The organism is Pseudomonas sp. 2995-3, assembly GCF_002742565.1.
Lineage (GTDB): Bacteria > Pseudomonadota > Gammaproteobacteria > Pseudomonadales > Pseudomonadaceae > Aquipseudomonas > Aquipseudomonas edaphica.
On record NZ_LJSB01000223.1, the window covers coordinates 200,713 to 212,805 of the forward strand.

Consider the following 12,093-nt stretch of genomic DNA (forward strand, 5'->3'; position numbering starts at 1 on the left):
AAAGGAAGCTGGCTAACGGGTTTTGCTGAGTAGGCCCGTCATCATAAGCCGCTCTATTGTAGTGAACAGGCTCGATGTGGCGAGCAGGCTTGCCCTGCGCTGGGCTGCGCAGCGGCCCTAAAACCAAACACCGCGTTTTGCCTGGCAGAACGCGGTGTTTTTTATTGGGGCTGCTTCGCAGCCCAGCGCAGGGCAAGCCTGCTCGCCACAGCAAGCGGGTTCGCCACAACAAGCCGGCTAGCCGCGGGTGCTTAGAACACCACGCCTTGGCTGCGCAGGTAGTCGTCATAGGTGCCGCTGAAGTCGATCACGCCGGTGGCGCTCAACTCGATGATGCGGGTGGCCAGGGACGATACGAACTCACGGTCGTGGCTGACGAAGATCAGCGTGCCCGGGTAGTTTTCCAGCGCCAGGTTCAGCGCTTCGATGGATTCCATGTCCAAGTGGTTGGTGGGTTCGTCCATGATCAGCACGTTCGGCTTTTGCAGGATCAGCTTGCCGAACAGCATGCGGCCTTGCTCACCACCGGAAATCACCTTCACCGACTTCTGGATCTCGTCGTTGGAGAACAGCATGCGGCCCAGGGTGCCACGGATCATCTGCTCGCCTTGGGTCCACTGGCCCATCCAGTCGAACAGGGTCACGTCGTCTTCGAAGTCATGGGCGTGGTCCTGGGCGTAGTAGCCCAGCTCTGCGGCGTCGGTCCACTTGATGCTGCCGGCGTCCGGGGTCAGTTCGTTGACCAGGGTGCGCAGCAGGGTGGTCTTGCCGATACCGTTCGGGCCGATGATCGCCACGCGCTCGCCGGCTTCAACCTGGAAGCTGAAGTCCTTGAACAGAGGCTTGCCGTCGAAGCCCTTGGCCATTTTTTCGACCATCACAGCCTGGCGGTGCAGCTTCTTGTTCTGCTCGAAACGGATGAACGGGCTCACACGGCTCGACGGCTTGACCTCGGCCAGCTGGATCTTGTCGATCGCCTTGGCGCGGGACGTGGCTTGCTTGGCTTTCGAGGCGTTGGCCGAGAAGCGGCTGACGAAGGATTGCAGTTCGGAGATCTGCGCCTTCTTCTTGGCGTTGTCCGACAGCAGCTGCTCGCGGGACTGGGTCGCCACGGTCATGTACTCGTCGTAGTTGCCCGGGAACAGGCGCAGCTCGCCGTAGTCCAGGTCAGCCATGTGGGTGCACACGCTGTTCAGGAAGTGACGGTCGTGAGAGATGATGATCATCAGGCTGGAACGCTGGGTCAGGATGTTTTCCAGCCAGCGGATGGTGTTGATGTCCAAGTGGTTGGTCGGTTCGTCGAGCAACAGCACTTCAGGGTCGGAGAACAGCGCCTGGGCCAGCAATACGCGCAGTTTCCAGCCTGGCGAGACTTCGCTCATCGGGCCAAAGTGCTGCTCCAGCGGAATACCCAGGCCCAGCAGCAGTTCACCGGCGCGGGATTCGGCGGTGTAGCCGTCCATTTCGGCGAATTCGGTTTCGAGCTCGGCAACGGCCATGCCGTCTTCTTCGCTCATTTCCGGCAGCGAGTAGATGCGGTCACGCTCAGCCTTGACCCGCCACAGCTCTTCGTGGCCCATGATCACGGTGTCGAGTACGGTGAATTCTTCGTAGGCGAACTGGTCCTGGCGCAGTTTACCCAGGCGCACGTTTGGCTCCAGCATGACCTGGCCGCCGGACGGCTCGAGGTCGCCGCCGAGGATTTTCATGAAGGTCGACTTGCCGCAACCGTTGGCACCGATCAAACCATAACGGTTGCCGGCGCCGAATTTGACCGAGACGTTCTCGAAGAGCGGCTTGGCGCCGAACTGCATGGTGATGTTAGCTGTGGAGATCAATTACTTTACCTATCAATGAGTTGCGAGCGTGGCGGCAGGAGCCTTCAGGCATGCGTCAACAGCGACATCAAGGCGCGAAACCCGGTCGCTGAGCAGAAAATTTTGGCTGTGTGTTGGAATTTGGCGCGCATTGTCGCATATGTCAGGCGACAGTTGTATGGCAGGCGAACGATGGTTTCTCCAAGGTCTCCGGCATCGCCAGCCATAACAGCGCCAAGGCCACGGCCGCCACGCCTGCCAGGGTCAGGAATGCCGCGTTGTAGCCGGCCTGTTGCACCACGAAACCGGCCAGGCTGCTACTCAACGCCGCACCCAGGCCAAACACCGTGGACAGCGCGCCAAGGCTCACATTAAAACGCCCGGTGCCCTGGGTCAGGTCCTTGACGATCACCGGGAACAGCGCGCCAAAGATCCCCGCGCCGATGCCGTCGAGCATCTGTACCGCCACCAGCCAGTACGGATCACTGGACAAGGTGTAGAGCACGCCGCGCAGTGGCAGGATCAGGAAACCTGCGAGCAGCAGCGGTTTGCGACCCCACACATCGGCCTTGAACCCCACCAGCCAGGCCATCGGCACCATCACCAACTGCGCGGCGACGATGCACGCCGAGGTCAGCGGCGTAGCCATTTGCAAGTTGATCTGCGCAAGCTTCTGGCTGACCAACGGCAGCATCGCCGCATTGGCCAGGTGGAAGAGGGCGCAGCAGATGGCGAATACCAGCAGCGGCCGGTTGGCCAGCAGGACTTTCACACCGGACGGTTGTTCGTGATCGCTGTGGTGGGCCGGGTCAAAGCCCCTGGCGACTTCATGGTCAATCGCCTTGGCCGACACACAGCTCACGGCCACGATACTGGCCAGCGCCATAAAGGCCATCAAGTAAAACACCACCACCGGGCCGTACAGGTACGCCAGGCCGCCGGCCAGCAGCGCTGCCACAGCATTGCCGGCGTGGTTGAAGGTTTCGTTGCGCCCCGTTCGGCGGGTGAAGGCGCGTGGCCCGGTAATTCCGAGGGAAATGGCCGATATGGCCGGTGCAAACACCGAGGCGGCCACGGCACTGGCGGCCTGGGTCAAGGCCACCCAACTGAAGGCGCTGACAAATGGCAGCATCAGGCAACTGATGGTCACCAGGATGGCAGCCGCCGCAATCACCGCGCGCTTGCTGCGTGTGCGGTCGATCAGCGCGCCCGCCGGGCCTTGGGTGACCAGTGCGGCGATGCCCGCCAGGGTCATGACCACGCCGATGCTGGCCGGGTCCCATTTGTGCACGGCCAGCAGGTAAATCGCCAGGTAAGGCCCGAGGCCGTCGCGCACATCGGCCAGGAAAAAATTGAGGCTGTCCAGGGACAAGGTATTACGCAAGTCAGAGTGATTGGCCACGGCGTTGTCTTCGCAAAGGGTGTTCAGGGGCTGGACACTCATTGGGCTAGTGACCCGTGGGCTTGAACAGAAGTTTCGCTGCCGCTGAGGGTTTCATCTGACGGGCGTTTGGATTATTTTCCGTAGCCCGCTGAAATGACTCCCTGGAGACGCAATGGACATGCCCTCAGCCCAACAGGCAATCGCCGATAATAAGGCCGCCTGGGACGCCTCTGCCGCGCTGCACAAAGATACTGCGACCTGGAATACCTTGCTGCAATCAGTCGTTGAGCCGGCTTTTTCCTGCCTCGACCCCACCATCACCGCGTTGTTGCAAACCGTTGGCGTTGCCGGCAAGTCGGTGGTGCAAGTCGGCTGTAACAACGGGCGTGAAAGCCTGTCGCTGTTTGGCCTGGGCGCGCGTGAGGTGGTGGGTGTCGATCAATCGACAGCCTTTCTGGCGCAAGCTCGGGAGTTGGCTGAGATTTCCCCGCATAACCCGCAATTCATCGAAGCCGATATCCATCACCTGCCTGAGCGTTTGCTTGGCCGGTTCGATATTGCCTTGGTGACCATTGGCGTACTCGGCTGGATGCCGGATGTGGCGCTGTTCATGCAGCACGTGGCCAGTACCCTCAAGCCCGGCGGCACCCTGGTGATCTACGAGACTCACCCTTTCCTGGAAGTCTTCGACCCTCAGGCCAGCAACCCGTTTTTGCCCGACAGCTCGTATTTTCAACGCGATCCGTTCGTGTTGCAGGCGTCAATTGTGTATGAAGGGCTGACAGAGGTGCCTGGGCCGACGTCCTACTGGTATGTGCATACCCTGGGCAGCGTCGTCACCGCGGCGATTGCGGCGCACTTGCAGATCGAGCATCTGCAGGAGTATCCGCACTCCAACCGCGAGGAGCTGTATGACCAGTACGAGCACCAGTCGGCCCAATTGCCGTTGTGTTTCACCCTGACGGCCATCAAGCGCGCTGTTTGAGCGGGTTTTTCGCGCACAAAAAAAGGCCCGCGACAGAAGAGGCGGGCCAAGTGATTCACTGGAGTAGGTGGCCTTACGCTAAAGGCCAGGAAGTAAACACCGTGTGAAAAGCATGTCGGCGTTTCGGATGGCATGCGGTTTTCAGGTGCGGCGCACGAAGGCGCGCATGGTTTGCCCTGGCCCGGTGCTGAAGACCGTTGGGCGGGGCATGCCTTCATCCGCTGCGATAAACACAAAATTATCGCCTTCGAGGCGATAACTGGCGGGTAACGCTTTGCCGGCGTCATCGCCCATGGAATCTACCCAGGTAATACGTTTGGGCGTGGTGCTGCTGTCCAGGGAAAACCGGCCAGCCAGCAATACGTTGCCAGCGACGGTTCGGACTTCGAACTGATCACCCTCAATCGTGGTAATGGCGCCTGGCGCGCTGTGTGCGTCCGCAGGGTTGAGTACGCCGCTGTCTTCCAGGGAAGTCTGCTCCCAGGCGCCCTGAAGCGCGGTGAAGTCCGGGTCTGGTTGAAGTTTCATGCAAGTTCCTTTTGCTGGAGATTGATTGGCGCGATGATAACTGAAAGGGGATTGAACCTGGTTGGATGCCGAGTTTTTTGTGGGTTGCCAGCGCAACCGCCTGCGCTGTAAATAGCCTCACTCTGGGCTTGCATCCAGGCAGGCGCACGTGAGTCCTACGCGTTGCGTAGACAGCTTTTCACAATTCTTAGTTAACCTTTGGTTACAAACTGTGGCTAAATAAAGGTCTAAGGCGTGGTTTAGGAAGTGACTCGTCCGGCCAGCCGCCACTATGTAATCGTGATTTCAGGTGCTGCTTATTTATCCTCGGCCGTTGTGGGCATGCAGGAGCAGCCTGTTCTCTTCTAACTTGTGACGAATCCCTTGAAACTCATCATTGTTGTTCTCTACGTTGCCTCCATTGCGTATGTTCACCTGCGTGGCAGAGTGCGACACAAGCTGGGTCGCCAGCTTAGCGATCACTCGACGTTCCTTGCGCCGATCAACTGTTTCCTCTACTTGTTTTCCAGGCAGCCAAGCCGTCCGTTTCTGTCGCCCAGCGACTTTCCGGACCTGAGCCCGCTGCAGGAGCACTGGGAGGAAATCCGCCAGGAAGGTCAGAACCTGATGCGCGCGGGCGAGATCAAGCGCTCGGACCAATACAATGACGTGGGTTTCAACTCGTTTTTCAAGTCGGGCTGGAAGCGCTTTTACCTTAAGTGGTACGGCGACAGTCACCCTTCGGCGATGAAGCTGTGCCCGCGTACCACTGAGCTGGTGCAAGGCATTGGCTCGATCAAGGCGGCGATGTTTGCCGAGCTGCCGCCGGGCTCCAAGCTGGTGCGCCACCGTGACCCGTATGCAGGCTCTTATCGTTACCACCTGGGCTTGGACACGCCGAACGATCCGGGTTGCTACATCAATGTGGATGGCGAGAGTTACTACTGGCGGGACGGTGAGCCGGTGATGTTTGACGAGACTTACATTCACTACGCGGAAAACACTACGCAGCAGAACCGCATCATTCTGTTCTGTGACATTGAGCGCCCGATGAAGTACCGCTGGGCGGCGGCGTTTAACCGTTGGTTCAGTCGTAATGTAATGGCGGCTGCGGGTTCGCCTAATGATGAGGGTGACAAGACCGGTGGTTTGAACCGCGCGTTTACGCGGTTGTACAAGATTCGTTTGCGTGGCAAGGAACTGAAAAAGCGTAATCGTGCGCGGTATTACCTGGAAAAATGGGCGATTTTCGCTGGGTTGGCGCTGATTTTTATCCTGATCTGATCTGATCTGATCTGCCTGCTGCTCCAAGTGTGGGAGCTGGCTCGACAAGCCAGCCTCCACATTTGATCGCGTGCAGCTCTGCTGTTGCCAAGGTGAACCGCCGTCAGGGCGCAACCCTTAGCCGCCGTTACCCCAATAACGGGTATGCACTCATCCGCCACACTCAAACTCCCCCCGCAAATGTTATTCACGACCTGTTCACTCGATAAACGACACCCCCTCAAACATACCCATTGAACGACTGTTCAGTTTGCACTATGTTGACCGCATCCACCCGTTTGCACACAACCGGGTTCGCGCTTTTTCTTCTTGAACGAGAGGCTCTGGCATGCGGTTTTCCCCCTTCGTCGAACGAATTGCAGGGCAGGGCGTCGCCGCCTGGGACATCCACCACGCCGCGTTCCAGGCTGCCAGCCAGGGCGAAGACATCATCATCCTCAGCGTCGGCGACCCCGATTTCGCCACGCCGGCCTTCATCACCGAAGCCGCAGTCAGCGCATTGCACAGCGGTGACACGCACTACACCGAAATCCCCGGCCGCGCCGCCCTGCGCGAGGCTGTGGCGGCGCGCTACAGCAAGACCCTGGCACGCTCACTAAACGCCGACAACGTGATCATCGTGCCCGGCGCACAGAACGCGTTGTTCATCAGTTCCCTGTGCCTGCTGCAAGCCGGTGATGAAGTGCTGGTGCTCGACCCGATGTACGTCACCTACGAAGCCACGCTCAAAGCCAGTGGCGCCACCCTGGTGCGCGTACCGTGCTCGCCGGAGTCCGGGTTTCGCCTGGATGCACAACGCCTGGCTGCCGCCATCACCCCGCGCAGCCGCGCCATCTTCTTCTCCAACCCCAATAACCCCACCGGCGTGGTGCTCAACCCGCAGGAACTGCAAGCGATAGCCGACCTGGCTACCGCCCACGACCTGTGGGTGGTGGTGGATGAGGTCTACGAAAGCCTGGTGTTTGACGGCCAATACCACAGCCTCGCCGCGTTACCCGGCATGGCCGAGCGCTGCATCGTGATTGGCAGCCTGTCCAAATCCCACGCCATGACCGGCTGGCGAACCGGCTGGCTGATCGCCTCACCGGAAATGATCAGCCACGCCGAAACCCTGGTGCTGAGCATGCTCTATGGCTTGCCGGGTTTTGTGATGGAAGCCGCCACAGCAGCCGTGCTGGCCCATGACGAAGTGACGGTGGGCATGCGCGACATCTACCGGCGCCGCCGTGACTTGGTCGTGGCCGGCCTGAGTGCGTGCCCCGGCATCAAGGTACAGGCGCCGCAAGCCGGGATGTTTGTGCTGGTAGACGTGCGCGGCACGGGTTTGGGCTCATTGGATTTTGCCTGGCGCCTGTTCCGCGAGGCGGGTGTTTCGGTGCTGGATGCCGCGGCGTTTGGCGAGCCGGCGCAAGGGTTTGTGCGGCTGTCGTTCACCTTGGGCGAAGCACGCCTGGCCGAAGCCTGCCAGCGTATCGCCAGGTTCGTCGCCAAGCTTGCCGGCGAGCCGCGTGTGGCGCCGACGCCTGAGATCGACGTGCTGCCGCCTGTCGAAGCGCGCAAGATGATTGAGGTGATCGACCTGCACAAGCGCTTCGGCAATATCGAAGTGCTCAAAGGCATCTCGCTCACGGCCAACGAAGGTGAGGTGATTTCGCTGATCGGCGCCAGCGGCTCAGGCAAAAGCACCTTGCTGCGCTGCATCAACATGCTTGAAGTGCCCGACCAGGGCAGCATCCATGTCGACGGTGAAAGCATCAAGCTCAACTACGGCATGCCCGGCGCGCCGCTGGTCGCCGATGCCAAGCAATTGGTGCGCATCCGCTCGACCCTGGGCATGGTGTTCCAGAACTTCAACCTGTGGCCGCACCGCACCGTCCTCGAAAACCTTATCGAAGCGCCCACCCAGGTGCTGCGCGAAAGCCGTGCCGAGGCCATCGAGCGCGCCGAAGCCTTGCTCGACCGCGTTGGCCTGGCCGCCAAACGCAATGAATTCCCGGCGTTCCTGTCCGGCGGCCAACAGCAGCGTGTGGCGATTGCCCGCGCGTTGGCGATGCGCCCCAAAGTCATGCTGTTCGACGAACCCACCTCAGCCCTCGACCCCGAACTGGTGGGCGAAGTGCTGCGTGTGATCCGCTCCCTGGCCGAAGAAGGCCGCACCATGATCCTGGTCACCCATGAAATGGCCTTCGCCCGGGATGTGTCCTCCAAAGTGGCTTTTCTGCACCAAGGCTTGATCGAAGAAACCGGCACGCCGGACGCGGTGTTCCTCGACCCACGCAGTGAGCGTTGCCGACAGTTCGTCAACGCGCATCAAACTCGCTAACTCCAAAAAAAGACGGGGCAAATCATGAAATGCAAACGCATGGCAACGTGGTTGGGCAGTGCAGTGTTGATGTTGACCGCAGGTTTTACCCTGGCGGCAGAAAAACCCATCGTGTTCGCGGTGGCGGCCGAACCCTATCCGCCGTTCACCGTAAAAGGCGGTAACGGCCAGTGGTCGGGCTTTGAAGTGGACCTGATCCACAAGCTGTGTGAAGGCATGAAAGCCGAATGTCAGATCAAGGAAGTGGCGTGGGACGGCATCATTCCGTCGTTGCTGGCGAAGAAAATCGACGTGATTTTCTCCTCGATGTCGGTCACCGATGAACGTGAAAAACAGATCGCCTTCAGCCGCGCCTATTACGATTCACTGCTGGGCGTGGCAGGCCCCAAAGGCGCTACGGTGGACATCACCCCCGAAGGCCTCAAGGGCAAGTTGATCGGCGTGCAGATCTCCACGGTCAGCGCCAACTACCTGAAGAAGTACTACGAGAACATTGCTGACCTCAAGTACTACGACACCCAGGAATCGGCCAACGCCGACCTGATCGCCGGGCGTATCGACTACATGATGGCCGACGACACCGCCATCGCCATGATGGTCAAGACCCCGGAGGCCAGCGGCCTGGCGCATATCGCCAGCGTGCCCTATGACCCGATCATCGGGCGTGGCGTCGGCGCTGGTTTGCGCAAGGAAGACACAGCGCTCAAGGCACGCCTGGACAAAGCCATCGGCGAACTGCTGGTGAGCAAGGACTATGACGACTTGTCCCAGCACTATTTCGGCCTGTCGGTCAGCCCGTGCAAGCGCGGTGACACGCCGGCCTTTGTGAGCAAGACCTGTGACAGCCCCTATCAGCAAATCGCCCAGAAGACCGAATAATGCTCGATCTCCTCAGCTTTGGTGACCAAGGATGGGGCAACGCACTGCTCAAAGGGTTATGGATGACCCTGCAAATCTCCGTTGGCGCGTTTGCCGTGGGCTTGCTGATCGGCCTGGTGGTGGCCTGCGCCAAGCTCAGCGCGCCGCGCCCGATTGCGCTGCTGATGCGCGGTTACACCACGGTGTTTCGCGCGGTGCCGGAACTGCTGCTGATCCTGCTGCTGTATTACGCAGGCTCCATGGGCCTCAACGCGTTGATGCTGTGGCTGGGTTTTGCCCAGGTCAACATCAGCGGGCCGTTGGTGGCGATCCTGGTATTGGGGCTGGTACAGGGCGCCTATGCGTCAGAGATTTTCCGTGCGGCGATCCTGGCGATTCCCCACGGCCAGATCGAAGCGGCGCGGGCCTTCGGCTTGAGCGGCTTTGGCCTGTTTCGCCGGGTGACCTTGCCGATCATGGCTCCGTATGCGCTGGCGGGGATGTCCAACCTGTGGATCAACTTGATCAAGGACAGTGCCTTGATCAGCGTGGTCGGTACCAATGAGCTGCTGTACACCGCCAAGCAGGCGGCGGGTTCCACCCGTCATTACTTGCTGTTCTACCTCACGGCCGCCGCCTTGTATTACCTGGTGACGCTGGCTTCCAACTACCTGTCCGGACGCCTGGAACGACGTATTCGTCGCTGGATGCCGGTTGTCGAGTGAGGCGCGCATGCCTGAGTGGATAAGTTACTACGCCGGGCTGATCGCCAAGGGCTTGCAGACCACCTTGTCATTGCTGTTGATCAGCGCGGTGCTGGGTTTTGCCCTCGCGGTGCTGGTGGCTCTGGCGCGGTTATCACGGCGCAAATGGCTGGCGCGCGGTGCGCTGGCCTACACCAGTGTGCTGCGCGGTACGCCGCTGCTGATCCAGATCTACATTTTCTACTACGGCCTGGGCAGCCTGTTTGCCCAGTTCCCGATGATCCGCGGCAGTTTTTTGTGGCCGTTCCTGCGTGACGGCTACTGGTACATCGTGTTCGCCCTGGTGTTGTCGGTGGGCGCCTACGTCGGTGAAGTGATTCGCGGTGGCCTGCTGGCGGTGCCCAAGGGCGAGATGGAAGCCGCTTCGGCATTTGGCATGACCCCGCGCCAGGCCCTGCTGCGGGTGCGCTTGCCACGGGCAATGCGCCTGTTGTTGCCGACCTTGGCCGGTGAGACGGTGATGCTGCTCAAATCCACCGCGCTGGCATCGACCATTGCCGTGGTCGACCTGCTGGGCGCGGCTAACGTCGTACGTGCGCAGACCTTGCAGATCTATCAACCCTTATTGTTGGTGGCCGGTGTTTACCTGTGCCTGACCTTCCTCATCGAGGGCGTCTACGCCATCGCCGAACGGCGCGGCACGCCGCTGCGCAGGTCGGCGGGATGAAACAGGACGGCGCGCTGCAAGGGATAGCCCTGTGCTCATTGGCCTACGCGTTTCTGGCGTTGCAGGACGCGGTGATCAAATGGCTGGTGGCCGATTATTCGGTGTTCAGCATTCTGTTCTGGCGCAGCCTGGTGGTGGTCGGTGCGTGCGTGATCGCCGGGCGCATGGGCTTGTTGCGTCGGGCGTGGAGCTCGGTGAGCCGCAAGCTGCTGATCATTCGTGGGCTGCTCTCGCTGCTGGCGTGGTTGCTGTATTACACCGCCGCCAAGGACCTGACCCTGGCGGAAATGACCACCTTGTATTTCTCCGCGCCGGTCATGGTCACGCTGCTGGCCGCGCTGATCCTCAAGGAGCGCGCCAGCCGTGGGCAATGGGTGGCGCTGATCATCGGGTTTGTGGGCGTGGTGATCGCCTGTCGCCCCAGCAACATGCTCGATCCAGTGCCTATCGCGCTGACCCTGGCGGCCGCGTTGTGCTGGGCGTTCACCTATATCCAGCTGCGCCAGGTCGACCCGGCAACCTCGGTGCTGGAGCAGATGCTGATCACCAATGTGGTGTTCGTGGTTTGTATGGCGCTGACCTTGCCCTGGACCCACACGCCAGCGCCGACCCCGGCCTGGTTGGGGATGCTGGCCGCAGGTCTGGTCGGCGGCATAGGTCAGTTCCTGTTGTTTGCGAGTTTCCGCCGGGCCACGGCGACCTTGCTGGCGCCGTTCGAATACACCGGGTTGATCTGGGCGTTTTTGCTCTCGAGCCTGATCTGGGGCACGTCAATGGATGTGTCGCTGATCATCGGTGCCGTGTTGATCGCGGTCAGCGGCACCCTGGCCATGCTCAGCGCCCGCCACTCGGAATCACAAGATGTGGTCGGCGCCGAATGCTCCGTAACGCAACCCCTGTACCCAGCAACGACAGATGTGCAGCCCGTTGGCGGGGCTGAAAGTACCGGGGTTCAGACACCCCTCGAGCCAGAGCCCGTCGAGCATCGCCGATAGGCCAATGGCGGCCAGGTGGCTGTCGTGGATCAGCAGGTTTTCGCTGCGGGCCAGGTCGTCCAGCAGCTGTTGGATCAGCGCCAGGTAGGCGCGGTAGCTGTTTTCGTGGGACTGGTTTACGTGGGGCGAGTGGCGGATCAGGCTCCAGAACACCACCCACACGCCGAGCAGGTCGGGGTCCATCACCCGTGGCGAAAACGACGCGCTAAGAAACGCGTCCAGGCGCGCAGCGGCGCCTTCGGCCAGCTCGACTTGCGCCCATAACGCGCTGGTCAGCTCATTGGCGAGCTTGTGGTAAGTCTCGGCGATCAACGCGTCGATGCTGCCGAAATGGTGGTTGAGCAAACCCACCGAAACGCCGGCTTCGGCGGCAATGCGGCGCACGGAAATCCCGGCGTGGCCGTCACGGGCCAGGCAGGTAAGGGTCGCGGCAACCAATAAGTCGCGGCGTTCATCGGGGTCGGCGCGGCGCAGTTTGGGAGGGTCGATGGTCACGGGCATGCCTTTGA

At 60.8% G+C, this 12,093-nt stretch carries 10 protein-coding genes and 1 pseudogene; 7 read left to right on the forward strand and 4 right to left on the reverse strand.

Features of this window, described 5'->3' with window-relative positions:
• Positions 1-251: 251 nt before the first annotated feature.
• Both AOA62_RS21925 and AOA62_RS21930 read right to left on the reverse strand, forming a co-directional pair.
• On the reverse strand, positions 252-1,838 hold the full coding sequence (locus AOA62_RS21925) for an ABC-F family ATPase (RefSeq protein WP_074854431.1): 1,587 nt from the start codon (positions 1,836-1,838) through the stop codon (positions 252-254).
• A gap of 142 nt (positions 1,839-1,980) precedes the next feature.
• Complete coding sequence (locus tag AOA62_RS21930) at positions 1,981-3,219, reverse strand: MFS transporter (protein ID WP_099549900.1); 1,239 nt, start codon at positions 3,217-3,219, stop codon at positions 1,981-1,983.
• Between the two features lie 154 nt (positions 3,220-3,373).
• On the opposite strand from AOA62_RS21930, the gene AOA62_RS21935 reads away from it, so the two are divergent.
• Positions 3,374-4,186, forward strand: coding sequence for a bifunctional 2-polyprenyl-6-hydroxyphenol methylase/3-demethylubiquinol 3-O-methyltransferase UbiG (locus AOA62_RS21935; RefSeq protein ID WP_099549731.1), 813 nt, complete (start codon positions 3,374-3,376; stop codon positions 4,184-4,186).
• A gap of 141 nt (positions 4,187-4,327) precedes the next feature.
• On the opposite strand, the gene AOA62_RS21940 is transcribed toward AOA62_RS21935, so the two are convergent.
• On the reverse strand, positions 4,328-4,714 hold the full coding sequence (locus AOA62_RS21940; protein ID WP_017138810.1) for a TIGR03067 domain-containing protein: 387 nt from the start codon (positions 4,712-4,714) through the stop codon (positions 4,328-4,330).
• A 363-nt stretch (positions 4,715-5,077) separates the two neighbouring features.
• Here AOA62_RS21940 and lpxO point away from each other — a divergent pair, with 363 nt between their 5' ends.
• The 6 genes from lpxO (at position 5,078) to AOA62_RS21970 (ending at position 11,584) form a co-directional block, all read left to right on the forward strand.
• The gene (gene lpxO, locus AOA62_RS21945) at positions 5,078-5,977 is read left to right on the forward strand and encodes a lipid A hydroxylase LpxO (protein ID WP_017138809.1); all 900 of its coding nucleotides are present in this window, start codon (positions 5,078-5,080) and stop codon (positions 5,975-5,977) included.
• Positions 5,978-6,305: 328 nt separating this feature from the next.
• Positions 6,306-8,300 carry an aminotransferase class I/II-fold pyridoxal phosphate-dependent enzyme gene (locus AOA62_RS32605; RefSeq protein WP_099549732.1) on the forward strand — a complete coding sequence of 665 codons (1,995 nt, stop codon included), beginning with the start codon at positions 6,306-6,308 and terminating at the stop codon, positions 8,298-8,300.
• Between the two features lie 24 nt (positions 8,301-8,324).
• The gene (locus AOA62_RS21955; protein WP_026013821.1) at positions 8,325-9,179 is read left to right on the forward strand and encodes a transporter substrate-binding domain-containing protein; all 855 of its coding nucleotides are present in this window, start codon (positions 8,325-8,327) and stop codon (positions 9,177-9,179) included.
• Complete coding sequence (locus AOA62_RS21960; protein WP_099549733.1) at positions 9,179-9,883, forward strand: ABC transporter permease; 705 nt, start codon at positions 9,179-9,181, stop codon at positions 9,881-9,883. Before AOA62_RS21955 ends, AOA62_RS21960 begins: the two co-directional genes overlap by 1 nt.
• 7 nt (positions 9,884-9,890) lie before the next feature.
• Positions 9,891-10,589 carry an ABC transporter permease gene (locus AOA62_RS21965; RefSeq protein WP_017138806.1) on the forward strand — a complete coding sequence of 233 codons (699 nt, stop codon included), beginning with the start codon at positions 9,891-9,893 and terminating at the stop codon, positions 10,587-10,589.
• Positions 10,586-11,584, forward strand: a complete 999-nt coding sequence (locus AOA62_RS21970; RefSeq protein ID WP_099549734.1) for a DMT family transporter — start codon at positions 10,586-10,588, stop codon at positions 11,582-11,584. Before AOA62_RS21965 ends, AOA62_RS21970 begins: the two co-directional genes overlap by 4 nt.
• Here AOA62_RS21970 and AOA62_RS32530 read toward each other — a convergent pair.
• Positions 11,540-12,085: pseudogene (locus AOA62_RS32530) on the reverse strand (TetR/AcrR family transcriptional regulator); the annotation flags it as partial. The gene AOA62_RS21970 and the pseudogene AOA62_RS32530 overlap by 45 nt on opposite strands.
• Between the last annotated feature and the right edge of the window lie 8 nt (positions 12,086-12,093).

What these genes read in the sequence shown, in the direction of transcription:
- AOA62_RS21940 (WP_017138810.1), bottom strand. Translation starts at nt 4,714, where the DNA reads ATGAAACTTCAACCAGACCCGGACTTCACCGCGCTTCAGGGCGCCTGG.
- AOA62_RS21935 (WP_099549731.1), top strand. Translation starts at nt 3,374, where the DNA reads ATGGACATGCCCTCAGCCCAACAGGCAATCGCCGATAATAAGGCCGCC.
- AOA62_RS21965 (WP_017138806.1), top strand. Translation starts at nt 9,891, where the DNA reads ATGCCTGAGTGGATAAGTTACTACGCCGGGCTGATCGCCAAGGGCTTG.
- AOA62_RS21955 (WP_026013821.1), top strand. Translation starts at nt 8,325, where the DNA reads ATGAAATGCAAACGCATGGCAACGTGGTTGGGCAGTGCAGTGTTGATG.
- AOA62_RS21960 (WP_099549733.1), top strand. Translation starts at nt 9,179, where the DNA reads ATGCTCGATCTCCTCAGCTTTGGTGACCAAGGATGGGGCAACGCACTG.
- AOA62_RS32605 (WP_099549732.1), top strand. Translation starts at nt 6,306, where the DNA reads ATGCGGTTTTCCCCCTTCGTCGAACGAATTGCAGGGCAGGGCGTCGCC.
- AOA62_RS21970 (WP_099549734.1), top strand. Translation starts at nt 10,586, where the DNA reads ATGAAACAGGACGGCGCGCTGCAAGGGATAGCCCTGTGCTCATTGGCC.